Below are 22,605 nucleotides of genomic sequence, written 5' to 3'. Positions count from 1 at the left end.
GGGCAACCAGCGCTCAATCCCTGCCGGGAAAAGACAACTTACTTCAGGATCTTGGAGACAACACCCGCCCCGACGGTACGACCACCCTCGCGAATGGCAAAGCGCATCCCCTGCTCGATGGCGATGGGCTGGATCAGCTCCACCGTCATCCTGACCCGGTCGCCCGGCATCACCATCTCCGGCTGCGAGCCATCGTCAGCCGTAAAGGAGGAGATGGTACCGGTTACATCGGTGGTGCGTACATAGAACTGGGGACGATAGCCGGCAAAGAACGGCGTGTGGCGACCTCCTTCCTCTTTCTTGAGGACATACACCTCAGACTCGAAGTTGGTGTGCGGGGTAATGCTCTTGGGCTTGGCCAGCACCATGCCGCGCTCCACCTCGTTCTTCTGAATGCCGCGCAGCAGCACACCGACGTTGTCGCCAGCGATCCCTTCATCAAGGGTCTTCTGGAACATCTCTAGACCAGTAACGGTGGTGGAGCGAGTTTCCCGCAGCCCCACCAGTTCCACCGTTTCGCCCACCTTGATGCGGCCCCGCTCGATCCGGCCTGTGGCCACCGTGCCCCGACCGGTGATCGAGAAAACGTCTTCTACGGCCATCAGGAAGGGCTTGTCCACATCCCGCTCCGGCGTGGGAATGTAAGAGTCTACCGCATCCATCAGCTCGTAGATCTTATCCACCCAGGGATCTTCGCCGCGCTGAGTTTTGGGGTTGGCCTGCATCCTTTCCAAAGCCTTGAGGGCGGATCCCCTGATGATGGGGATGTCATCGCCGGGGAAGTCGTATTTGGAGAGAAGCTCCCGCACTTCCAGCTCCACCAGCTCCAGCAGCTCTGGATCGTCCACCATGTCCACCTTGTTGAGGAAGACCACCAAGCTGGGCACCCCCACCTGACGGGCCAACAGGATGTGCTCCCGCGTTTGGGGCATGGGGCCATCAGCCGCAGACACCACCAAGATGGCTCCATCCATCTGGGCTGCACCCGTGATCATGTTTTTCACGTAGTCAGCGTGGCCGGGGCAGTCCACGTGGGCGTAGTGACGCTTCTCCGTCTGGTACTCCACGTGGGCGGTGTTGATGGTGATACCGCGGGCTTTTTCTTCCGGCGCTGCGTCGATCTCGTCATACCGTTTGGCTGTGGCCTGACCCAAAGCAGCCAAGGTGGTGGTGATGGCAGCCGTCAAAGTGGTCTTGCCGTGGTCAACATGGCCGATGGTGCCAACGTTGACATGGGGTTTGGTACGTTCAAACTTAGCGCGTGCCATGAATCGTCACTTCCTTTTTGGTTTCAGTCAGCTACTCATTTCCTTTGTTTTTGGCAATGATGGCTTCGGCGATACTGCGAGGAACTTCCTCGTAGTGGCTGAACTCCATCGTAAAGGTGCCTCGACCCTGGGTTTTGGAGCGGATATCGGTGGCGTAGCCAAACATCTCTGCCAATGGAACTTTGGCATTGACCTTGGTGATGCCGCCTTCCGTATTCATCCCCTCCATCTGGCCGCGGCGGGCGTTGATGTCCCCGATGACGTCCCCCACAAAGGCTTCAGGAACTTCCACCTCGACCTTCATCATCGGCTCCAGAAGGACAGGGCTCGCTCTGCGAGCTGCCTCCTTCAGAGCCATCGAACCGGCGATCTTAAAGGCCATTTCGCTGGAGTCCACCTCATGGTAGGAGCCATCCACCAGGGTGGCGCGGATGTCGATCAGGGGATAGCCTGCCAGCACGCCGGATTCGCAGGCTTCCCGGATCCCTTGCTCAGCCGGCCCGACATATTCTTTGGGCACAACGCCACCCACGATTTTGGAGACAAACTCAAAGCCTGTACCCGGCTCTGCAGGCTCCAGGTCGATAACCACATGGCCATACTGACCCCGGCCACCACTCTGGCGAACAAACTTGCCTTCGACCCGGCTGACCGGCTTGCGAATGGTTTCGCGGTAGGCCACCTGCGGGTTGCCGACATTGGCCTCTACGTTGAACTCCCGCAGCATCCGATCCACCAGGATCTCCAGGTGCAGCTCGCCCATGCCGGAGATGATGGTTTGATTGGTCTCGGGATCCACCGAGACGCGGAAGGTGGGATCCTCTTTGGCCAAGGCCTGGAGGGCCTTGGAGAGCTTATCGATGTCGGCCTTGGTTTTGGGTTCTACAGCCACTGAGATCACTGGCTCTGGGATAAACAGAGACTCCAAGATCACGGGAGCATTTTCGTCGCAGAGGGTGTCTCCGGTGGTGGTGTCCTTCAGGCCCACCACAGCCCCCAGATCGCCTGCCCGCAGCTCATCCACGTCCAAACGTTCATCTGCTTTCAACACCACCAGGCGGGAGATGCGCTCTTTTTTGTTTTTGGTGGAGTTGAGCACATAGGTGCCTTTGGTCAACACTCCCGAATAGACGCGAATGAAGGTCAGATCCCCGTACTTATCGCTCATCAACTTGAAGGCCAGCGCCGAGAAAGGCTCATCGTCGCTGGCCTTGCGCGCCACCTCCGAGCCATCCGGCAGCACCCCCTTGATGGCGGGAATGTCGATGGGAGAAGGGAGGTAATCCACCACCGCGTCCAGCAGCATCTGCACACCCTTGTTCTTGAAGGCAGAGCCGCACAGCATCGGCACAATTTGGCCGCTGATGGTGCCCTTGCGCAGACCAGCCATCAGGTCGGCTTCGCTCAGGTCTTCCTCGGCAAAGTATTTCTCCATCAGGGCTTCGTCGGTCTCGGCCACCGCCTCCACCAGCTTGGCCCGGTATTCCGCCACGAGATCTTTCATCTCCTCCGGAATGGGGGCGGGACGAATGTCCTTGCCGATCTCATCCATGTAGATACGGGCCTGCATGCGCACCAGATCGACGATGCCGCGGAACCCGTCTTCAGCTCCAATGGGCAGTTGGATGGGCACAGCGTTGGCCTTGAGGCGCTCCCGGATCTGGTTGTAAACCTTGAGGAAATTGGCCCCCATGCGATCCATTTTGTTGACAAAGGCAATGCGGGGCACGTTGTAACGATTGGCTTGCCGCCAGACGGTCTCAGACTGAGGTTGCACGCCGCCCACCGAGTCAAAGACGGCGATTACCCCATCCAGCACCCGCATGGAGCGCTCAACCTCGATGGTGAAATCCACGTGCCCAGGCGTGTCGATGATGTTGATGGTGTACTCCGGTGCGCCGAGGAGGGGCTGGGAAGGATTTTCGGGATCCCGCTTGGTCCAACGGGTGGTGATGGCCGCAGCCGTGATGGTGATGCCCCGCTCCCGCTCCTGAGCCATCCAATCGGTTACCGCAGTTCCGTCGTGGACTTCGCCAATTTTGTGCACCAGACCGGAATAGAAAAGGATCCGCTCTGTGGTCGTGGTCTTGCCGGCATCGATATGAGCCGCGATGCCAATGTTTCGGACTCGTTCCAGGGGAACTGTGCGTGCCACGTCAACCTCCCAATCCTCGTCGCCCTGCGATTTGGGCAACCTAAAAAATCCTTTACAATTCTAATCTTTTTTGCCGATTTTGCTCCACTTGCCCGAACTCTGGGTGGACAGAGCAGGGATCCCAGGGACTACCCACCGCCCTGCCAAACGGATTCAGTAGCGGTAGTGGGCAAAGGCCTTGTTGGCCTCGGCCATGCGATGCACTTCCTCCCGCCGCCGAATGGTGCTGCCGGTTTCGTTGGCCGCATCCATGATCTCATTGGCCAGCTTGGCGGCCATGGTGCGGCCGGGACGGGCGCGGGAAAAGGTGACCAACCAGCGCAGCGCCAGGGAAGTTCCTCGTTCTCCCCTCACCTCCACCGGGACTTGATAGGTAGCCCCGCCCACCCGACGCGCCTTGACCTCCACCAGGGGGGTGGCGTTGCGGACAGCATTTTCCAACAGAGGCAGTGGCTCTTGACCGGTGCGCTCCCGCACAATGTCCAGAGCCTCGTAAAGGATCCTGGCAGCCAGGGAGGCCTTGCCCCTCTGCATCAATTTGCGGATCAGCATGGTGACCAAGCGGCTCCCGTATTTGGGATCCGGTGGCACATCACGGCGAGGCGCACGGTTGCGGCGAGACATAAGAGGTGGGTTACCTGTTGCAGAAAGGGTTGGGAAAGGAGGACAAGCGAGATGCCAAAGGCTATTTTTTCTTGCCGGCGGCGGCTGGGGCTTGGCCGGGCTTGGGCCGTTTGGCCCCGTATTTGGAGCGGCCTTGCTTACGGTCTTTTACCCCTGCAGCATCGAGTGTGCCGCGGATAATGTGATAGCGCACGCCGGGCAGGTCTTTGACTCGTCCTCCGCGAATCATGACCACCGAGTGCTCTTGCAGGTTGTGGCCGATGCCGGGAATGTAAGCTGTGACCTCAAAGCCAGAAGTGAGGCGAACGCGAGCTACTTTTCGCAGCGCCGAGTTGGGCTTTTTGGGTGTTGTCGTGTACACTCGGGTGCAAACCCCCCGCCGCTGTGGACAACCCTTCAGGGCAGGGGACTTGGTTTTGCGGACGGCGACGCTGCGCTCCTCGCGGATCAGTTGCTGGATGGTGGGCATGGGCTGGCAAAGAAGGCTACAACTCAAGTTATCCGGCAGTATTGAATCCTAGCAAGGCGGGATCCCAGCGTCAACTTAGGGATCTGCTGCCGGGGCTGTGACTTGAGTCTTTTGACTAGACTGGAGCCATCGGCAGGAGGTGGGGAGAGGGGCAACAGGCGATGGGCTGGCTGGATTGGTGGATTGCGCTTCCCTGTCCGCTCTGCCAGCGCCCGGCCAAGGCTGTGTTTTGTCGAGACTGTCAGCAGCGATTGCAGGCGGAGCGGCTCGACTCTTGGCCAGTTACCACTTCGCCTTGGCCGCTTTATGCTTGGGGGATCCACCGGGGAGCGCTGCGCAGGGCTCTCTATTGCCTGAAATATGAAGGACAGCGGCGCATAGGCGCGGTTTTGGGGGAATGGCTGGGATCCCGCTGGCTCGAAAGCCGGCAACCTTCTTCAGGCTCTCGTAGGGCCTACGGCTCGGACTATACGGTCGTCCCCATCCCTCTGCATGCGGAGCGCCTGCGGCAACGGGGCTACAATCAGGCGGCCCTGATCAGCCAAGCCTTTTGTGAGCGGACGGGTCTAAGACATTTACCTGAAGCTTTGGTGCGGGTGCGGGCCACGGCGGCCCAATATGAGCTCAACCCGCTGCAACGCCAGCAAAATCTGGCAGGCGCCTTTGCCCTCCAGTACGCTCCCGCCACGCCAGTTCTGTTGGTGGATGACATCTACACCACCGGCTCCACCGTTCAAGCGGCGCAGCAGGTCTTGGTTGCCGCTGGGATCCCGGTGGCCGGGGTGATTGTTGTGGCCAAAGCGCAGCCGGCTGCCCACCACCCCACCCTGCCCCAGGAGCTCCGACGGCGTGGCCAGGCCTGACTATTGGGCCTGTTGCGCGGCTGCCTGTCGGGGATCCACGTTGAGGAACACGGTGGCATCCCCCTCGACGCGAATGATGCGCAGAGGTGGCAGTGAGTCCGCCGGGTTTTGGATGCGCTCCTGCAGCTTTTCGTAAAACAGCAGATCCGCCAGTTGCGCGTTTTCCGCTGCCGCCTGTCCCTTTAGCTCGATGGCCCGCTGGTTGGCTGCCGCTAGGATCAACAGCCGCTCGGTTTCTTTTTGTTGAATTTGCGCCCGCACTGCTGCTGTTTGTGCCGTGATCGAGGCCACCTGTTTGCGTTCAATGGAATCTCGCAGGGCTTGTGGAAAATCGGGGTTGCCCAGAAAGAGGCCCTCTACCTGGATCAGGGGCAGGGCTTGGCCATCGCGGTTGACGGTGGGCATCTCTTGGCGGATCAAGTCCAGAGCCCGCTGCTCGATGGCTGTGCGCTGGCTTTTGCGGTAAAAATCTTCGGAATCGAAAGAAGCAGAGATATCGCGGATCTTGGAGCGCACCACCGGCACCACCACTGTCACAAGATAGTTCTCGCCGATGGTGGCGTGCAGCTCGTCCAAAGTGGCAAGGTTGGGCCTGAGGGCAATGGCCACATCGACGGCAAAAGCCTGCCCGTCAGCAGTGTTTACCGTGATGGCATTGCTGATGGCATTGGCCGAGTTGGAGTTGTTGGTAAACTCCCAAACGCGGGTGAGCACGCTGTAGGTGATTGGCGTCTCGATCCCCGGGATCCGGAACATCACTCCCGGCAATTCTACCCGCCCCTTTTGCAACCCCGAAAAGGTATTAAACACCACAGTGGCATGGCCGGGCAAAGTGACATACAGGCAGGCGCGGAGCATCCCCAAAGCTGCCAAGAGGGCAATCCCGCCCAAAGTTAGCCAACCAACTTTACTCTGGTGTGCTTCTTCTGTTGAATACATAGTGGCTGATCCCGTTTTGAGGTCTGAGGGAAGAGCTGGAGCAGATGGGGCCAGGCCCGAAAACTGTTCGCGTCAGCGGGACGGAGTCCTTTTTCTATTAGGTTTTCTATTTGGTTATCAAAGTTTCCAGCCGGGATCCCAGGACGGAGGCTTTCACCACCTCTAGGTACTTGGGATTCTGGGTGAGGGCCTGGGCCTTGGCTCGCAATTGGCCGGCTTCTGCCTCGGCTTGAGCAATGATGCTGCGAGCATCTTGGCGCGCCTGCTCGATCTCAAATTGTTTTTGCGCCAGTTGGTTTTCGGCGATAGTTTTTGCTTCAATAGCGGCTACAAAATCGGGATCGAAATCCACATCCCGCAGCAGAAAGTCCAAAACCTCGACGCCGTATTCCTTCAGCAAAAGGGCCACTCGTTCGCGAATTTGTCCTTGAAGCAGAGGGCGTTCGGTGGAATAGAGAGCTTGGGCGGAAAAGCCGCTGGTCTCATTCAAGATGACCGACCGGACGATGGGGGCAATGCGATCCAAGTAGTTCTCCCCCAGTTGGGTGTAGACCTTGGGGGCATCGAGAATACGAAATTGCAGCGTCGCCTCAGCCGCAATCTGCTGCCCATCCTGAGAGAGGGCCACCAGCCGCGGCGCATAGGCAGTCGGGTCGTTGTCCTTCCAGGTCAGAGCCTGAGTTTTTACGTCGAAGGTAACGGTGCGCGAGACAAAAGGCGGCACCCAATGCAGCCCTGGCTGCAAAGCAGTCGGGCTCACTCCCCCACCCCAGGTAAACAGCACCATATTCTCGCCGTTGCCCACCAAGCGCAGCGGCCTGCCCGCCGCCACCAGGATCAACGCCACTCCCACAAGGGTAGCTTTGGGCAACCAGCGACCCACCCGGCTTTCCCAACCTTCTGCTCGCATCTCTCCATCTCCTGCCAATGCAGCCATTCTCGCGGCTGTGAGAAGGTCGAGCTGAGAAACGGCTGCTATCTTTTAAGCTTTCTGCAGGGATCCCCGTCCTTTTTCTCAGACCCCCAGACGATGTTACTCGGTATCAAAAAGTTTACAAAAGATCACTTCACAATTCGCAAAGACCCAGGATAAGCCGGCAAAAAGGGAAGAAGATTAAAACATAATAAAGATTTGGGTTGCCGTTCATGCTGCCTACTATCGATTACGAGCGGCGAGATATCCAGGTGCCACCCTCCTGCATTGCCGTTGCGGCTCGGGCCTTGATCCGGCAGGGGGTATCCGTCTGCTGGCGGGAAGAAAGTCTATCTGCCCTGATTCGTCTGGGATCCAAAGGAGCTGGCGATCGAGCTGCCATTTTGCTGGTGGAAATGAGCCTCATGGGCCAGCCGGAGGAGCTGAAAAACTGGCTGGAGATGTGCTGGCAACTGCCCGCCTATCGCCGCGAGCCGTTGCGGGTGGGGGGATAGGGGATCCCTGTGGAGGCGCGCTAGCCTCGTTCGGACTCGTCGAAGAGAAACTGCCCGCCGTAGCCGGTGACGATGCGGGTTCCATCTTTGAGGATATGGATTTCCACCTGGTCGCTGGCCCAATTCAGTTGGTTTTCCAAGGCAGGGTTAAAGACATGTACCCGCTGGTTGCGGGAAGAGACCAGCGAGTGGGGGGAGCGAATGGCCTGGGATTGCAGATAGGGCCCGTCCACCAAAATATCCAGCTCCTGCAACAGCTCTTGGGCGCCGGGGGGAGCCTGGGGGGATCGCAACTCTTCCAGCGTGAATCCACTGAAGGCCATCGCCGTTAGCCCTTTCGCCTTCAGGAGCCGCGCCAAGCTGGCCAGGGCAGGAGCCTGCCAGAAGGGCTCTCCTCCCGAGAAGGTCACTCCCTCGTTTCTGGGGTTGCTGAGGATTTGCTCGGCCAAGTCAGCAACCTTGACCAGTTGGTTGACCTCAAACGGCCAAGAAGCGGGGTTGAAGCAGCCTGGGCACTCCCGCAGGCAGCCCTGCACCCAAACCACCGCGCGCCGGCCCGGCCCATTCACTTCCGATTCGTCCACATATCCCATCAGGTTGAGATAACCGGGAGGGATCCGGGCCTGAAAGTCCAGTGCGATCTTTGCCTTGGACATGGGTCACCTGCTGCAAAACGGCTTTGAGACTACTCTTAGCCTAGTGGGAAGCCGAACGCGAAAGCTGCAATCTTATAGTCATTTCAAATTTGGAGATGTCTCCACAGTGCTCCGCGCCGCTGACACCCTCACCCCCGGCCCCTCTCCCTGAGGGAGAGGGGAGTTAGAGCGGCGCGTTCGCGACAGCGTTGCGAAGCAATAACAACGTAGAGAAAAGTTTCATGGCTATTTGAATGACCATACGTCCCGCTATCGGAATCGGCGCCATTTAGCTATTTGTTGTACTTGCTGGCGTCTCATTGTTACTTGAATGTTATCTGAATTGACTACAAGAAAGCGGCAGAGAAGGGATCCCTGCCGCCCGATTTCCTGGGGAGTTGGCAACAGAATCAGTATTGATTAAGTACCGATAATGCCACCGTCATTTTTGGTAATCACCACCACCGCCGAGCGGGGGTAGATGTTGTTGTCATAATTGGGCCAGCGAGAAATGATCTTGCCGGCGGCAAAGTCTTCCTCGCTGGTGCTGGCACCAGGGTGCTGCACGTTGATGAACAGAGTGCGCTGGTCGGGAGTGGTGACCACGCCGGTGATCTCCTGTCCGATCGGCCCGGTCAAGAAGCGGCGAATTTCGCCGGTATCCGGATCGGCAGCCAGCATCTGGTTGTTGCCGAACTGGGCAAAATCTCCCTTGTTGAGGTTGCTCTCGCTACAATCCGTTTGGATCCAGAGGCGACGGCTGGCATCGAACCACAACCCATCGGGAGAGTTGAAGATGTTGTCCGAGCTGAGAGCTTGGCCGGATAAGGTGCGGCTATCTCCTGGCGGGCCGGCCAGGACGAAGATGTCCCACTCAAAGCGGGTAGCTTGGGGCTGGCCATTGGCTTCCTTCCAGCGGATGATGTGGCCCCACTGGTTTTTGGGACGAGGGTTGGCGGCGTTCACCTGGTCTTGTTCCCGCTTGCTGTTGTTGGTTAGGGTGAAGTAGACCATGCGGGTCTTGGGATCCACTGCTCCCCACTCGGGCCGATCCATCTTGGTGGCGCCGACGAAGTCTGCCGCGGTGCGGGTGTTTACCAATACATCCGCCTGGCTGGTGAAACCATTCTCGGGGGTGAAGCCGTTTTGCCCAAACACCAGCGGGATCCACTCCCCTGTGCCGTCTTCGTTGAACTTGGCCACGTACAGGGTGCCGTTGTCCAGCAGGTGGCCGCCTGCCGTCTCCTTGCGGTAGGGCTCGGCAGAGACGTACTTGTAGATGTACTCAAAGCGGGCATCGTCCCCCATGTAGAGCACAATCGGCTGCCCTTCCACCGGCGGCTGGAACACCACGCCCTCATGGGCAAAGCGGCCCAGAGCTGTGCGCTTCTGGGGCTTGCTGCTGGGATCAAAGGGATCGATCTCCACCACCCAGCCAAAGGTGTTGGGCTCGTTGCGGTAGTCCTGGGTGGCATCTGCAGCGGTGGGGGTGGCGTTGAAGCGGATGAACTCGTCGGCCTTGTTGCTAGCCAGCTCCCAGCCGTAGCGGGAGGTCTCGGTGCTCACGCCGTAGCGCTTGTGCTCGCGGGGCAGGTTGGGCTTTTGATCCGGCCCTTTGCTGGTGTTGGTGAAGTAGCCGGCCCAGTTCTCCTCGCAGGTGAGGTAGGTGTTCCAGGGAGTAACCCCGTGGGCGCAGTTGTTTAAGGTGCCCCGTGTCATCGTGCCATCGGGGCTGAACTTGGTCTTGACGAAGTCGGATCCCCGCACCGGGCCCTGGATCTCCATGAGGGTGAGGCCGGTGATGCGGCGGTTGAGGCGATCCCGCACCACAGTCCAGTTACCGTCCGCCTCCCGCTTGATGTGGACAATGCTCACCCCGTGGGCGTTTAGCTCTTTCAGCACTTGATCGGGATCGCGGCTGCCGTCGGGGTTGACTGGGTAGCTCTCGTCGTTAAGCTTTTGACCCTTGGCGGCAGCATGCATAAAGCGCGGCTCCACATACTCGTGGTTGAACACCAACAAGCCCTCGGTGGAACTGCCCTGCCAGGGATCCTTGCCCTCAATGGGGAAGAAGTGCATGCCGTCGTGGTGGCTGCCCACCTGCATCCCCTGCTCGGCGCCGGTGTTCTCCAGCTTGAACTCAGGGTAGGTGCCGGTGATAGGGGTACCCCAGGCCAGCAGCGGTCGAGCCGTGTAGCCTTCCGGTACCACCACTTTGTCCTCTGCGCTCACGGGGATCGCCTTGAAACCCAGCAAGGCACTACCGCTGGCCGCTTTGGCCGATTTACTAGCGTTGTTTAGCGCCGGTAGGCCAAAAAAGGTGGCCACTGCCGCGGCAACTCCCCCCTGCAACACTTGGCGCCGCTGCAGGCGAGTTTCCAGGATGCTGCTAAAGGTGGGGTTGGGCGAATGATTGCACAGAGGCTCGTCCCCATGGCGAAGCCTAGAATCCTGTGGATTATTCATGTTGAGTTCTCCCCTTCTCTTGTCTTGTCGATCTTTTATTCCCTGCGTTCTTCACGCATTGGGACAGGCACCCCAAAGCTAGTACCTAGAAGTTAAGAAGAGACCAAGACCAGGTTAAGCCTCGCCGATGTGAGAAATTTCTTTGGGTTGAGGTAATAGCTTATTAACAATTTGTTGGACTGTAGGGAATTTTGGTTTCTGACGTTTAACTTGTTTAGAATGGCCGGCTAAGCCTAAGGTTCTTGTCGTATCCTAGAGAACAAATACACCCCATCGCGATGGTAGAGAAGCTGAAACGAGGTTTCTTTTTGTAAGGCGGCAAGCAGGGTCTGGGAGAACTCTGGGCTGCTGCGCCACCCCGGATGGCGGCTGTTAAGCAAAACGTAGTCAAAGGGATCCCATTGTGCAGGGGGAGATCCCTTGAAGCGGCTCTCGTCAGTAAAGTAAATAACTTGCCGGTGGGTGAGGTGGGGGCTAATCTCGTGGGTAGTGAGGACGCCCCCTTGGGTGGTGATGTGGGCAAGGGCCTCGCGAGTGGCCTGCCAAGTGTCAAGAGACTGAAGATAGATGGAGCCGAAAAAGGGGTATTTTGCCAGGGCCAGAAAAGCCAGCAAAGACCAGGTTAGCGCTGCTTTTCTGCTTTTTGCAGGGCAAAACCAGAAGGGGACTGCTTTCGCGTTTTCGATAACAGCTAGAAAGAGAAAAGGAACAACAGGTAATGCATACTGATGCACCAGATCCCGATAAGCAGGATTGCTAGAAAGTATATTCAGCCCCAGGGTTGGCAGGGCAGGGATCCAGGGATCCCAGTGGCGCCAGGAGAGGCCCCAAGCCACAGGAATGATTAACAAAAATCCATAGAATAGGGTGTCGAGAGAGAAGACTTTGCCTAAGACTAATGTTGGCTTGAGGACCAAGTTTTGGATAATTTCAGGAACGGAACTGCCCAAATAGCTATAGTGAGAAACGGCTGCCGGCTCGCTGCCACTGAAGTGAGGAATAATCCAAAAAGCGGCCATGCCAAACCAAGCCGACCCTGTCGCTATGGCAAGCCAGCCGGCCACTTGGCAGCGCCTTTCAACTCGTCTGCTTTCAAAGAGCAACAGCCAAGCTCCCAGGGCAACGACATTGAGAGACAACACCGCCTTGCAGCCGAGGATACCGCCTAGGCACAGCAAAAACCCCCACAACTTGCCAGAGCGAATACAGAGTATAGCTGCCAAAAAAAGGGGAACGGCCAACACTTCTGGATGAAAATCAAAAAGGTTGGCGTTGAAGATGGCCGGGTAGAGAAGATAGGCGGCGGCAATTGTTCTCGCCCTGCCAGAATCAATCTCGACCTGGAGCGCCAGATGGTAAACGGCCAGCGCTCCCAGCGTTAGTGCCAGAGCTTGAATGCCGAACAGCCAATATACAGAGGGAACAATGCGATACAAAAGACTGAGAGGATACAAGATAAAAGCTGCGTGATCCCCAAGAATGTGGATCCCGCGAATAGTAGAAAAAGGAAACTCGCCACGGCTGATTAAATAAACAGCTTGGTCGAAAATACCGAGATCATATCCTCCTGACTGAAACAAGTGATGCCGCGCAACACTGCAGCTCAAGAGAATGAAGAAATTACAAAGCGCCATTGCCGTCAGGCACAAAGGTAGAGGACGATCTTTCATAAGAACCAGGGCTCTTGGATCCTGTGGATCTCGGCAAGGCAACTTTACCGTCTTTCTCAGCCTTGCGTCACATCCCAGCGAGTCTGGATTGGGCAGATGAACCGTCTCAAGCCCGGGCCTCTCTCTTTCTTCAGGAGTATGAGAAAGCTTATTGGGGACAACGGTACAGATGAGCTAGGACTGGTTACGACAAGAGGGTGTAATTTGGCCCAAGATGGTAGCACGTCTTGCTCCAGTTGCTTCCGGCAAACTGTTGGTCTCACCCTGCCAGGTTTTATAAGCTAATACCGCAAAAGCAAAGGCTTCTTTGGCTGCAGAAGGGATCCCCACTTGGTCGGAGGTAAGCAGGGTTGTGGCCGGCAGTTGTTCCTGCAACAGTTGCATGAGGACAGGGTTTTGGGTGCCGCCACCGCTGACGATAACTTGCTCTGGGATCGCGGGCAAGAAGTCTCTGTAAGCTTGGGCAATGGAGCGAGCGGTAAACCCCGTTAGCGTGGCAATGCAGTCGTGGGCGGAGGCAAATTGGGGCCAAATTCGTTCCAAGTAAAGGGATCCAAAGTACTCTCGGCCAGTGGTTTTGGGCGGTGCTTTATGAAAGTAGGGATCCCGCATCCATTCTGTAATTTTTTCCCAGTGGATCTGGCCTTGGGTAGCCCATTTTCCGTCGCGATCAAAAGCTTGTTGTCCTTGGCTGGCCCGCATCACCGCCAAATCGATCAACACGTTGCCGGGGCCGGTGTCGAAAGCCAAAGGGGATCCGCCGCTGCTGAGGCTAGGGAGATAGGTAAGGTTGGCTATGCCGCCGATGTTTTGGGCCGCCCGATGGAAGTGGGGATGACTCAGCAACAGCCAATCCACAAAAGCCACCAAAGGTGCGCCCTGGCCCCCCGCTGCCATGTCCCGCGCCCGAAAGTTGCTCACCACAGGGATCCCGGTCAGCTCGGCAATCACCGCCGCTTCACCGATTTGTAAGGTCGAGGCTTCTGGCCCATCGGGGCTGTGCCAAAGGGTTTGGCCGTGGCTGCCGATGAGATCGACCTGTGGGGGGGTGAGGTGGGCCGCTTGGATCCCTTGCAGGGCCGCTTCCGCAAAAGCGCGACCCAAACGAAAGTTTAAAGCGCAGATATGGTCTACCGTGCCGGTTTTGGGATCCGCAGCCCGCAAAATCTCTGCCCGCAGCAGCGGGCAATAGGGGATTGTTTGGAAATGCAACAGCTCCCACCGGAGAGGATCGTTGCCCTCGATGTGGACGATGGCTACATCGATCCCGTCCACAGAAGTGCCCGACATTAAGCCAATGACAATCACCTATCCTGTCGAGGGCTCGGCGCAGAGGCTTGAGAAGGTCTAAAGTTTTGCCCCCTTTTGGCCTTCCCTCTCTAGGATACAGGCAGGGTATCCAGAGCCGCTGCGTGGGGAATTCTGCATGAGTGACGCCATCCGCTACGACCTGCTTTTGGTGGGAGGAAGCTCCTCCAACCTGATCCTGGCCCATCGCCTTTTGGATCTGGCCAAGCTCTCGGGGCTCAAAATCTCCATCGCCATCTTGGAAAAAGCCCGGCAATTTGGCGGGCACATTGTCAGTGGTGCCATCTGCAATCCCCAGGCCATCGCCAGGCTCTTCCCGGATTTTGAGAGCCAAGGATTTCCCCACGAGGGGCGGGTGGAAGTCAGCCATCTGAGCGTACTGGGATCCCAAGAGCGCTGGGATCTGCCGGAAGCAGCAATCCCAAAGGGGTTGCGCAAGCAGGGGCAGTTCATCCTCACCCTTAGCCATGTCATCCGCTGGCTGGCCGAAACCCTACAGGAAAAGGCCAAAGGGATCCCTAACGTTACCCTGGATCTGTTCCCCGGCTTTGCTGCCCACGAGATCCTCTATGAGGGGGAGCGAGTCATTGGGGTGCGGGTGAGCGACTCCGGCCAAGTTTACGAAGATTGCGTCTTTGCCGAGCTCACCTGCTTTGGCGACAAGGGATTTATCTCCAAAGACCTGGTCGAGAAGTTTCACCTGCGCCCTCGGCCGCAACTGTGGTCGGTGGGGGTCAAAGAGCTGTGGCAGATCCCTCGCTCGCTGCAGGGGCAGGTGTGGCACACCTTGGGCTATCCGGTTTTGGATGGCAGCTTCAGCGGCGGCTTTGTCTACGGCCTCAAAGATAACCGCCTGGCCCTGGGCCTGATCATCGGCCTCGACAGCAAAAATCCCAACCTCAACCCGCAGCAGCGCCTGCAGGAGTTCAAAGCCCATCCCTGGATCCAATCCCTGATTGCCGGTGGCAAGTTGCTCAAGTACGGGGCTGCCGTCATTCCTGAGGGGGGCTACTACAGCCTGCCCAGCCGCTTTGGCGTCGAAGGGGCTTTGCTCTTGGGGGATGCCCTGGGGGTGCTGGATGTGGGCAGCCTGGCCGGGGTGGATAATGCGATGGAGACCGGCTACCTGGCGGCGGGCCTCATTCACGACGGCTTTTTAAAAGGGGATCTGCGCATCCAAGAGGCCTACCAAAAAGCCGTGATGGAGAGCTCGGTGGGGCAAGATCTCTACTGCAGCCGCTATTTTCGGGAAGCCTTTTTGGAAAACTCCCGCCTGCTGGAAGCGTACCTGCCCCAGCTCTGCCGCAGCGTCGATGCCGGCCACCCCTGGCTGGGATCCCTGCGCTGGGGCCTGCAGGATCCCGTGCGTCGCGGCGGGGAACTCCTGCGCGCTTACACCCTGCTCAGCGGACGGGTCAGCGCCGGCGAGCCGCCCCCACGGGGGTATGTTGCCCCCCATGCCGCCATCCAAGCGGACTTTGTGGCCCCCACAGGTCTGGATCCTGAAGCATTGACCACGCGATGGGGCTATTTCTCGCGGTCGGATGCCGTCTTTTTTGCCGATCCCCGCTACCCGGAAGGCAACCGCCACATCCTTGAGTTCAGCGCTGACACCTGCCGCCAGTGCATTGCCACCTACGACAAGCTGAACCGCCCTACCCCCTGCGTGGCCGACTGCACCGCAGAAGTCCACCACATCCGCGAACACAATGGGATCCGCTCCCACGCCATGTCGCTGGAAAACTGCATCCAGTGCCGCACCTGCGAGATCGTCTGCCCCCACCTCAACCTACGGGTTAACCCCAGCTACGAGGGATCCGGCCCCGACTTTTATGGGCTCTAGGAAAACGGGGGCAGGGAGCACAGACTCAGCTTTGCTGGCATAGTTAAAGCTAGAGTTGCAGGGAGTGCAGCCGTTGAATTCCGCCCCGCTGATCCCACCCGCCCCCAGCCCTGAGTTGAGCCGCGAGCAATTTTGTGAGCTCTTGCGTGGCCAGCTCAGCTTGGCCCTAAGGGAAAACAACTTGGAACAAGCCAAATCTCTCCTGCTGCCCGTACAAGCGGTGGACATTGCCGAGGTAATCGGGGAGTTGCCGGAGGCGCAGCAGGCTCTGGCCTTTCGCTTGCTGCCCAAGGATCTGGCCATCCGCGTTTACGAACACCTGGACATAGATCTGCAACAGGCGCTGCTGCGCGAGTTCAGGAGCCACGAGATCCAGGACATCTTGGACAAGATGTCGCCGGACGACCGGGCCCGCCTCTTCGACGAGCTGCCGGCCAAGGTGGTTGCCGAACTGCTGCCCCAGCTCAGCCCCCAGGAACGGGAAGCCACGGCCCTGCTGCTGGGCTATGCCCCCAACACCGCGGGGCGGATCATGACCCCGGAGTACATTTCCCTGCGAGAGAACCTGACGGCAGCCGAGGCACTGGAGCGGGTGCGCCTCTTGGCCCGCGAAACCGAGACCATCTACTACCTCTACGTCACCGACCAGGAGCGACACCTGACGGGAACCCTATCCTTGCGGGAGTTGGTGATGGCCGATCCGGCCCAGCGGCTGGAGGAGGTGATGAGCCGGGAGGTGGTGTTTGTCAGCACCCACACCGACCAGGAAGAGGTGGCGCAGGTCATCCAGCGGTACGACCTGTTGGCGGTGCCGGTGGTGGATGCCGAGCGGCGACTGGTGGGGATCGTTACGGTAGATGATGTACTGGACATCGTGGAGCAAGAGGCCACCGAAGACATCTACTCCTTGGGGGGGTTGCAGTCTGGAGAAGATGACTATTTCGACCTCAGTTTTTGGCAGGCAGCCCGCAAGCGGGTGGTGTGGCTGCTGATTTTGCTGCTTACCAACACCTTTACCAGCACGATTATTGCCGGCCAGGAAGAAGTCTTAAGCCAGGTGATCGCCCTGGCGGCTTTTATCCCACTGTTGGTGGATAGCGGCGGCAACGTCGGCTCCCAGTCTTCGACGGTGGTGATTCGCGGCCTGAGCACGGCAGCGGTGCGCCTCAAGGACGGGTTGGGGGTACTGGTCCGGGAAGCAGTGGTGGGAGCCATGCTGGGGATCATGCTCAGCTTGATCACCATCGGCTGGGCCTATGCCCTGCAGCGGGATCTCCTGGTGGCGGTCATCGTTGGGCTAAGCCTATTTGGGATTTCTGTTCTCTCTTCGGTGTCAGGGGCGGGGCTGCCCTTTCTGTTTCGCTCCTTTGGTCTGGATCCGGCCTTGATGGCCGCCCCCTTCATCACCACGATTGTGGACGTGCTGGGGGTGTTGATCTACTTCTACGTTGCCCGTTTAATCCTGGGAATCTAGCCCTAGCCGCCAACCCCTCCAAGCCCTTGCCGAAATTGGGCTAGGTTGGATCTGGTCTTGTTGCGGATCCCTGCCGGTGTCTGCCCATTCTGTGGATGTCCAGGCGGCTCTGCCGGAGATCGTGGCTCGCTTGCAAGCAGCCCTGGGATCCCTGGGGCTGGGACATCTGCAGGTGCAGGCGCGTCTTTCCGGCCAACGTCTGCTGCTGCGCCTGGAGGGGGATCCCCTCCCGGATCCGGAGCGGCTGCTGCAGGGCCTCTTGCCAACCCTGGAACAACTGGCGCTGAGCTACCGGCAGCGACTGGTGGAGCTGTTCGGCTTTCCTCTGGGAGAAGGGATCCCGGAGTGGCACCGCGAGTGGCGCTACCAGCCGCCGCCCAACCCCAACAGCCCGCTGTACCGTGCCCAACGCGGGGATGGAGAAGCCATCCAGTATGTGCTCAACTACCTGCTGCGCCCGCAAGGGCTCCAGGCCCGCGTCCATCTGCACCCCAAGCTGAGCCTCTTACAGGTGAACTTGCAGGCAGCGCAAGTTCCGGATCCGGCCTGGGCCAAGGATTTTGTGCGGCGGGTCTTGACCCGTCTGGAATGGACCTTTGTGCAACGGCTGCGGCTTTCTGGGCAGAAGCTCGGCTCCTTCTTGCCGGCCTGGAGCCAAGAGTTCGATCTCAAACAGCCCGTCTTTTGGCAGGCTCCCCCGGCCAGACTTTCTCCCTTTCCTTCTCCAGCGCCTGACACTGGCGAGCCCTCCCCACCTTCCCCTAACCCTCTAGACTAAAGGGCAGGGCTCAGAGGGGTCGGTCATGCGGGTTGTTTTCTTTGGCACGCCGGAGTTTGCCCTGCCTTCCCTGCAGATCCTGTTGCAGCGGCAGTCTTCCTTTGAAGTAGTGGGCTTGGTCTGCCAGCCGGATCGGCCGCAGGGACGAGGGCAGAAGGTGCTCCCGCCGCCCACCAAGGTCCTTGCCCAAGCCCATGGGATCCCGGTGTGGCAGCCTGTCCGGCTGCGGCGGGATCCAGAGGTGTTGGCGGCGCTAGAGGCGCTGGCTGCCGATGTGTTTGTGGTGGTGGCCTATGGCCAAATCCTGCCGCCGGCGGTGCTGCAAATGCCCAGGTTGGGCTGCGTCAATGTCCACGCCTCCCTTCTGCCGGCTTACCGCGGCGCTGCCCCCATCCAGTGGGCCATTGCCAACGGCGAGACCGAGACCGGCGTCACCACCATGCTCATGGACGAGGGCCTGGATACAGGAGCCATCTTGCTGCAGGCCAAGCTGCCCATTGGGCCAGAGCAGACTGGGCTGGAACTGGCCTCCCAACTGGCCCAACTGGGGGCCGAGCTACTGGTGGAAACCCTGGTGAAACTAGAAAAAGGAGAGATCACCCCCATTCCCCAGGATGACTCGCGGGCCACCTATGCCCCCCTCCTTAAAAAGCAGGACTTCCAGCTCGATTGGCGGCGCCCAGCCCAGGCCTTGCACAACCAAATCCGCGCCTTTTCTCCCGACTGCTTTACCGGCTTGCAGGGGCAGCGGATCAAGATTGTCCGCTCTGCCGCTCCCCAGTTGCATCCGCCGCCCGACCCTCTTCCCCAGGGTAGCCCCGGAGAAGTGGTGGGACTGGCCAAAGGAGAAGGGGTGTATGTGGCTACCGGCGAGGGATCCCTTCTCATCCGGCGGGCCCAACTGCCCGGCAGAAAAGAACAGTCGGCCTGGGACTTGGTCAACGGCGGCCAGCTCAGGGTGGGCATGCGCTTTGAGGCGCTGCCGGATCCCTAGCCCCCCTCTCCCCCTGGGAGAGGGGCTGGGGGTGTTACTCTGGCTGGGGAAACTCCTCCCACAGGCGGGTGTGCTGGCGCAGGCTGAGGAACTGCCCGCCGCCGAGGATGAGGTGATCCAAAACCGGGATCTGCAGCAGTTGCCCCGCCTGCAAGAGTTGCTGCGTCAGGGCAAGATCCTCCGGGCTGGGATCCAAACTGCCGGAGGGGTGGTTGTGGGCCACCAGGATGCGGCTGGCTCCTTGCTTGATGGCGCTGCGGAAGGTTTCCCGCGGGTGAGTGAGAGTTTCCGTGGCGGTTCCCCGGGTTACAATCTGCTGGCCGATAAGGCGGTGTTTGATGTCCAAGTGCAGGACGGCAAAGTGCTCTTGGGTCTCCCACATCAGGTCGCCGCTTAGGGCCATGGCCGCCTGTTCTGGCGATTCAATCACCGTCCGCTCGGGTAGTCGGGCCAAAAACACCCGCCGCCCCAGCTCGATGGCGGCCAACACTGTTGCGGCTTTGGCTGGGCCGATGCCCTCAATTTGCAGCAGCTCCCCGGCTTCCAGCTGGCGCAGTTGGGCCAAGGGATCCCCCTGGGCTTCCAATTTTTTCAAGAGCAACTGGGCCAGGCCAACGGCCGAGAGCTTACCTGCCCCCTGGCCGGTGTTGAGCAAAATGGCCAGCAGCTCCGCGTGGGAGAGGTTTCTTGCCCCTTGGTTAAGCAGCCGCTCGCGCGGGCGATCCTGAAGGGGAAGGTCGCTGATACGCAACACGTACTGGCTCATCTTGCGGCTAGGGGAGAGAAGAGGTTTTTTTCAACAGCCAAAAGGGGCTGCGGCGCTCTACGACCTGCCAAGTTGCTGCTAGCTCAGCTACAAAGGGATCCCAGGTCACCAGATAGTCGGGCACCTGCCAGGCGGCCAGCTCCTCCGGGTTGGCGGCATAGGGCACCCGCAGCGGGCCATAAAAATAGGGTACAAATGACCGCAGCCCATAGAGGCCAACCCTTCCCGAAAGAGCCGGTTCTGGGCCGGCAAACTGGCGGAAAAAGTAGATGGATCCCCCCTGAGTATGCTGCAACACCCTTGGGAAAACCCAGCTCCAGGCCAACTGGGCGCTTAGTCCTGTGGCCAAGAGCAAGATGGCCCATCCTCGAACATTGTGCCGAGCTCTAATCCAGGCCAGTCCCCCCAACGCCAGGAGCACAGCAGGGCCATAGGTGAAGAAGGGCCACTCCACCTCAGCCTGGAGATATCCAAGCGCCAAGCTGCCCGCTAGGCTCTCGAAAAGGTCGGAAAGCGGGATCCCCAAAGCGGTCAATCTCTTCTCGGCCACCGGCAGCAGGACGGGATCCTGGGATCCCAGCCAGGGCAATAGCAGCCACAGGGCTAGCCAAAACAAGCCGCTCAGCAGGATCCAGCCGCCTTCCCAAACGCTGAGTTGAGCCTCTCTTGACCCCAGGCGTTGCAGGCGCAGGGCAGCAAAGTAGGCGCCGATGGGATAAAGCAGCGAGGTGTAGTGGATCAACTTGGTTTGCACCAAGAGCGAAAACAGAGCCAGCACCACCCCGAAGGCCACCAACAGCAGGCGTTCTGCCCGCTGAGTTAAATCCGCCCCTGCCGGGTTACTGTGCCTATGGAGGCTGGCCAAGATCTCGGCCAAGGCCGGAGCCGCCCAGGGAAAACACCCTAGAGCAAAGGCCAGCAGATGAAAATAGACTGGGCCGGGGTGGCCGCTGGGGGTACTCACCAAACCCCACTGGTAGTGCCAAAACGCCGCCAGCCACTGCAGCCCCCGCGCCGCTGCTTCCAGCGCCAGCCAGGCCAGAGGAATAGCCCCCGCCAAGCCGAGGAAGGCCACCATCTCCCCCCACCGCCTTGGCGGATCCCGCTGCCAGAGCTTGTAGAGGGCCCAGATGCCCAGCGGCAACACCAGCCCCACCGGCCCCTTGGCCAACACCGCCAGGCCCAAGGCCAGCGCGCCCAGAGCGCTCCACCCCTGCCCGGAGCGGCCGGCCCGGCAGGCCTCGTCAGCAGCCCAAAGGGATCCCAGCCCCACGCCCATGCCCAAATTCAACAGCGGGTCGATGAGGCCGGTTTTGTAGAAAAACAAAGGCAGGTAGCCCGTCAGGAGCAGGACCCCCCAGAGGCAGCCAAACCCCACCCCGCGCAGCCGCGCTCCCCACGCCACCAAGAGGGCCACCGTGATGCCGCCAACCCAGGCATTGGGCAGCCGCGCCGCCCCTTCGTTGATCCCCAGGGCCGCCATCGCTAGGGCCTGCAGCCAGAAAAACAGGGGCGGCTTCTCGTAGAAGGGCTCGCCGTTGATCTGCAAAGCCAGGGGATCGCCGCTGGCCAGCATCTGCCGCGCCAAGCTGGCGTAAATGAGCTCGTCCCAGTCAAATAGGTAAGGGATCCCCTGGCCCGCCCCCAGCCACAGGAGGGCCAAAAGCCCCATTCCTAGGGATCCCTGGAGGCCGCCAAGAAGCTTAGCCATGGAAGGCTTGCAGGGGCACCACCCGGCCCACACTTGCGGGCGAGCGCAAAAGGCGCAGTAGGTGAGCGGCTAAGGTGGATCCCTCGATCTCGGCGGGCATCTCCACCCCACACCAACGGCTGGAGCTCTCCTGCAGGGCCGCCACCCAATCGGGCGCCAGGGATCCCCGCACCACCCCAATCAGTTGCGGCAGCGGCTCCTGGCGATAGAGCCCGATCCAACGCACGCCCAGCCGAAACGGCCCAGGCCGAAAACGGGGGTTGGGGCTGCCGTCCGCTTCAAACTTGCTCAGCATCAGTTGCAGCGAATGGATCTGGCGGGTATTCAAGGGGGGAGCGGCAACCCGGCGGGCGCGAAAGGTGGGCACCATCTCGGCAAAAGGAACTTGAACAGTCTGCTCCTCCCCTGGGGTGGTGTCGAAAGCATAGCTGTAGGCCGGGCTGTCCCAGCCCCCTTGATCCCGCAGCAGAACCTTGTAGCGCTGTCCATCGCCCCGTAGCCGCAGCTCCAGGCCGGCAAACCCTGAGGCATCCAAGGGCGGCTGCCAATTGCGCGTGCGGGTGGAAACAAAGCCGCCGAAGTTGGCCGTGGAAACCTGGCCCGTAAACAGCAGCTCGCCCTCTCCCCAGAGCAGTTGGCTTTGGCTCACCCCGCCCATCACCACATCGTCCAGGATGCCCCAGAACTGGTTCAACTGGGGATCGGGCCGGCGGAAGTCAAAGAGCATCTGTTCCGTCTGTCCACTGCGGCGTAGCCGCTCCAGGTGAGCCTTGGCCGTCTCTGGCGCTCCCAGCCCTAAGATCACCCTGGCCGTCAGCCAGTCCTGGCTCTGCCCCACCGCTGCTCCCTGCCGGTGCAACGCCTCTGCCAAACCTTCGGGCAGGCCATCGCCCAAAAGAACCACCGGAAGGGAAGTGGCCGGAGTCAGGGAAGGAGGCATACAGTTAACTGCTGGGCTTTGCAACCCATTCTGAACCCAGCGCCAGAAGTCGGCAAAGGGCAACGCCTCGTAGTAGGTCAGCGTGTTCCAAAACCGCCCCAGCTCCCAAGGCATGACTTTACCTCGTCCCTTTGTCCAGATTATCCAAATTATGCAGATCTTTTGCAGAACGCAATTGGCTCACGAGCAGGGCCAATGGCCAGCCGGACTTCCAGCAGCATTCTCAGCCCGGTGAGGTTTTGCAGTGCGCAGACAGAGGGCGGGGCTTCTCGAC

Annotated in this window: 19 protein-coding genes; 6 read left to right on the top strand and 13 right to left on the bottom strand. The window is 59.7% G+C overall.

Annotated features, from left to right (window positions below; genetic code table 11):
- Positions 1 to 38 precede the first annotated feature (38 nt).
- From tuf to rpsL, 4 genes are all read right to left on the bottom strand, one after another.
- Positions 39 to 1,268 carry an elongation factor Tu gene (tuf, locus tag NW862_RS00940; protein ID WP_414333470.1) on the bottom strand — a complete coding sequence of 410 codons (1,230 nt, stop codon included), beginning with the start codon at positions 1,266 to 1,268 and terminating at the stop codon, positions 39 to 41.
- A gap of 31 nt (positions 1,269 to 1,299) precedes the next feature.
- On the bottom strand, positions 1,300 to 3,423 hold the full coding sequence (fusA, locus tag NW862_RS00935; protein WP_414333472.1) for an elongation factor G: 2,124 nt from the start codon (positions 3,421 to 3,423) through the stop codon (positions 1,300 to 1,302).
- Positions 3,424 to 3,576: 153 nt separating this feature from the next.
- Entirely contained in the window at positions 3,577 to 4,047 is a 471-nt protein-coding gene (gene rpsG, locus NW862_RS00930) for a 30S ribosomal protein S7 (protein WP_414333474.1), read from the bottom strand.
- Between the two features lie 61 nt (positions 4,048 to 4,108).
- Positions 4,109 to 4,516 (bottom strand): 30S ribosomal protein S12, encoded by a 408-nt coding sequence (rpsL, locus tag NW862_RS00925; RefSeq protein ID WP_414333476.1) that lies wholly within the window; start codon positions 4,514 to 4,516, stop codon positions 4,109 to 4,111.
- Between the two features lie 161 nt (positions 4,517 to 4,677).
- Here rpsL and NW862_RS00920 point away from each other — a divergent pair, with 161 nt between their 5' ends.
- Positions 4,678 to 5,379: a ComF family protein gene (locus NW862_RS00920; RefSeq protein ID WP_414333478.1), complete on the top strand. Its 702-nt coding sequence runs from the start codon at positions 4,678 to 4,680 to the stop codon at positions 5,377 to 5,379.
- Here NW862_RS00920 and NW862_RS00915 read toward each other — a convergent pair whose 3' ends face one another.
- Together NW862_RS00915 and NW862_RS00910 are read right to left on the bottom strand one after the other, a co-directional pair.
- Positions 5,380 to 6,318: a prohibitin family protein gene (locus NW862_RS00915; protein WP_414426839.1), complete on the bottom strand. Its 939-nt coding sequence runs from the start codon at positions 6,316 to 6,318 to the stop codon at positions 5,380 to 5,382.
- A gap of 106 nt (positions 6,319 to 6,424) precedes the next feature.
- Positions 6,425 to 7,228 carry a prohibitin family protein gene (locus NW862_RS00910; protein WP_414333482.1) on the bottom strand — a complete coding sequence of 268 codons (804 nt, stop codon included), beginning with the start codon at positions 7,226 to 7,228 and terminating at the stop codon, positions 6,425 to 6,427.
- Positions 7,229 to 7,464: 236 nt separating this feature from the next.
- Between NW862_RS00910 and NW862_RS00905 the strand changes: the two genes are divergently transcribed.
- Positions 7,465 to 7,746 carry a hypothetical protein gene (locus NW862_RS00905; protein WP_414333483.1) on the top strand — a complete coding sequence of 94 codons (282 nt, stop codon included), beginning with the start codon at positions 7,465 to 7,467 and terminating at the stop codon, positions 7,744 to 7,746.
- 20 nt (positions 7,747 to 7,766) lie between these two features.
- Here the strand turns inward: NW862_RS00905 and NW862_RS00900 are convergent, their stop codons facing one another.
- From NW862_RS00900 to NW862_RS00885, 4 genes are all read right to left on the bottom strand, one after another.
- Positions 7,767 to 8,402, bottom strand: coding sequence for a 4Fe-4S single cluster domain-containing protein (locus NW862_RS00900; protein ID WP_414333485.1), 636 nt, complete (start codon positions 8,400 to 8,402; stop codon positions 7,767 to 7,769).
- A gap of 399 nt (positions 8,403 to 8,801) precedes the next feature.
- A complete protein-coding gene (locus tag NW862_RS00895) occupies positions 8,802 to 10,847 on the bottom strand; it encodes a PhoX family protein (RefSeq protein WP_414333487.1) in 2,046 nt (681 codons plus the stop codon).
- A 233-nt stretch (positions 10,848 to 11,080) separates the two neighbouring features.
- Positions 11,081 to 12,517, bottom strand: coding sequence for a DUF2079 domain-containing protein (locus NW862_RS00890; protein ID WP_414426838.1), 1,437 nt, complete (start codon positions 12,515 to 12,517; stop codon positions 11,081 to 11,083).
- A gap of 174 nt (positions 12,518 to 12,691) precedes the next feature.
- On the bottom strand, positions 12,692 to 13,825 hold the full coding sequence (locus NW862_RS00885; RefSeq protein WP_414333491.1) for an anhydro-N-acetylmuramic acid kinase: 1,134 nt from the start codon (positions 13,823 to 13,825) through the stop codon (positions 12,692 to 12,694).
- 118 nt (positions 13,826 to 13,943) lie between these two features.
- Here NW862_RS00885 and NW862_RS00880 point away from each other — a divergent pair, with 118 nt between their 5' ends.
- The 4 genes from NW862_RS00880 to fmt all read left to right on the top strand — a co-directional run bounded on the left by NW862_RS00880 (position 13,944) and on the right by fmt (position 18,914).
- Positions 13,944 to 15,668: an electron transfer flavoprotein gene (locus NW862_RS00880; RefSeq protein ID WP_414426837.1), complete on the top strand. Its 1,725-nt coding sequence runs from the start codon at positions 13,944 to 13,946 to the stop codon at positions 15,666 to 15,668.
- 73 nt (positions 15,669 to 15,741) lie between these two features.
- A complete protein-coding gene (gene mgtE, locus NW862_RS00875) occupies positions 15,742 to 17,142 on the top strand; it encodes a magnesium transporter (RefSeq protein WP_414335532.1) in 1,401 nt (466 codons plus the stop codon).
- A 76-nt stretch (positions 17,143 to 17,218) separates the two neighbouring features.
- A complete protein-coding gene (locus NW862_RS00870) occupies positions 17,219 to 17,920 on the top strand; it encodes a hypothetical protein (RefSeq protein WP_414426836.1) in 702 nt (233 codons plus the stop codon).
- Positions 17,921 to 17,945: 25 nt separating this feature from the next.
- Positions 17,946 to 18,914, top strand: coding sequence for a methionyl-tRNA formyltransferase (gene fmt / locus NW862_RS00865; protein WP_414426835.1), 969 nt, complete (start codon positions 17,946 to 17,948; stop codon positions 18,912 to 18,914).
- A 34-nt stretch (positions 18,915 to 18,948) separates the two neighbouring features.
- Here the strand turns inward: fmt and radC are convergent, their stop codons facing one another.
- The 3 genes from radC to NW862_RS00850 are packed head-to-tail and all read right to left on the bottom strand — an operon-like array spanning position 18,949 to position 22,445.
- Positions 18,949 to 19,680: a RadC family protein gene (gene radC / locus NW862_RS00860; RefSeq protein WP_414335526.1), complete on the bottom strand. Its 732-nt coding sequence runs from the start codon at positions 19,678 to 19,680 to the stop codon at positions 18,949 to 18,951.
- 7 nt (positions 19,681 to 19,687) lie between these two features.
- Complete coding sequence (locus NW862_RS00855) at positions 19,688 to 21,391, bottom strand: ArnT family glycosyltransferase (protein ID WP_414426834.1); 1,704 nt, start codon at positions 21,389 to 21,391, stop codon at positions 19,688 to 19,690.
- On the bottom strand, positions 21,384 to 22,445 hold the full coding sequence (locus NW862_RS00850) for a CIA30 family protein (RefSeq protein ID WP_414426833.1): 1,062 nt from the start codon (positions 22,443 to 22,445) through the stop codon (positions 21,384 to 21,386). Before NW862_RS00850 ends, NW862_RS00855 begins: the two co-directional genes overlap by 8 nt.
- Positions 22,446 to 22,605 lie beyond the last annotated feature (160 nt).

It is taken from the genome of Synechococcus sp. H55.8 (assembly GCF_047462375.1).
Taxonomy (GTDB): Bacteria; Cyanobacteriota; Cyanobacteriia; order Thermostichales; family Thermostichaceae; genus Thermostichus.
This window is presented reverse-complemented; position numbering and strand designations above follow the sequence as displayed.

Bases quoted from the DNA above. Each gene is read 5' to 3' on its own strand.
- tuf (WP_414333470.1), bottom strand. From the start codon at position 1,268: ATGGCACGCGCTAAGTTTGAACGTACCAAACCCCATGTCAACGTTGGC.
- NW862_RS00880 (WP_414426837.1), top strand. From the start codon at position 13,944: ATGAGTGACGCCATCCGCTACGACCTGCTTTTGGTGGGAGGAAGCTCC.
- NW862_RS00890 (WP_414426838.1), bottom strand. From the start codon at position 12,517: ATGAAAGATCGTCCTCTACCTTTGTGCCTGACGGCAATGGCGCTTTGT.
- radC (WP_414335526.1), bottom strand. From the start codon at position 19,680: ATGAGCCAGTACGTGTTGCGTATCAGCGACCTTCCCCTTCAGGATCGC.
- NW862_RS00905 (WP_414333483.1), top strand. From the start codon at position 7,465: ATGCTGCCTACTATCGATTACGAGCGGCGAGATATCCAGGTGCCACCC.
- NW862_RS00895 (WP_414333487.1), bottom strand. From the start codon at position 10,847: ATGAATAATCCACAGGATTCTAGGCTTCGCCATGGGGACGAGCCTCTG.
- fmt (WP_414426835.1), top strand. From the start codon at position 17,946: ATGCGGGTTGTTTTCTTTGGCACGCCGGAGTTTGCCCTGCCTTCCCTG.
- rpsL (WP_414333476.1), bottom strand. From the start codon at position 4,516: ATGCCCACCATCCAGCAACTGATCCGCGAGGAGCGCAGCGTCGCCGTC.
- NW862_RS00900 (WP_414333485.1), bottom strand. From the start codon at position 8,402: ATGTCCAAGGCAAAGATCGCACTGGACTTTCAGGCCCGGATCCCTCCC.
- NW862_RS00920 (WP_414333478.1), top strand. From the start codon at position 4,678: ATGGGCTGGCTGGATTGGTGGATTGCGCTTCCCTGTCCGCTCTGCCAG.
- NW862_RS00855 (WP_414426834.1), bottom strand. From the start codon at position 21,391: ATGGCTAAGCTTCTTGGCGGCCTCCAGGGATCCCTAGGAATGGGGCTT.
- rpsG (WP_414333474.1), bottom strand. From the start codon at position 4,047: ATGTCTCGCCGCAACCGTGCGCCTCGCCGTGATGTGCCACCGGATCCC.
- NW862_RS00850 (WP_414426833.1), bottom strand. From the start codon at position 22,445: ATGCCTTGGGAGCTGGGGCGGTTTTGGAACACGCTGACCTACTACGAG.
- NW862_RS00910 (WP_414333482.1), bottom strand. From the start codon at position 7,228: ATGCGAGCAGAAGGTTGGGAAAGCCGGGTGGGTCGCTGGTTGCCCAAA.
- NW862_RS00915 (WP_414426839.1), bottom strand. From the start codon at position 6,318: ATGTATTCAACAGAAGAAGCACACCAGAGTAAAGTTGGTTGGCTAACT.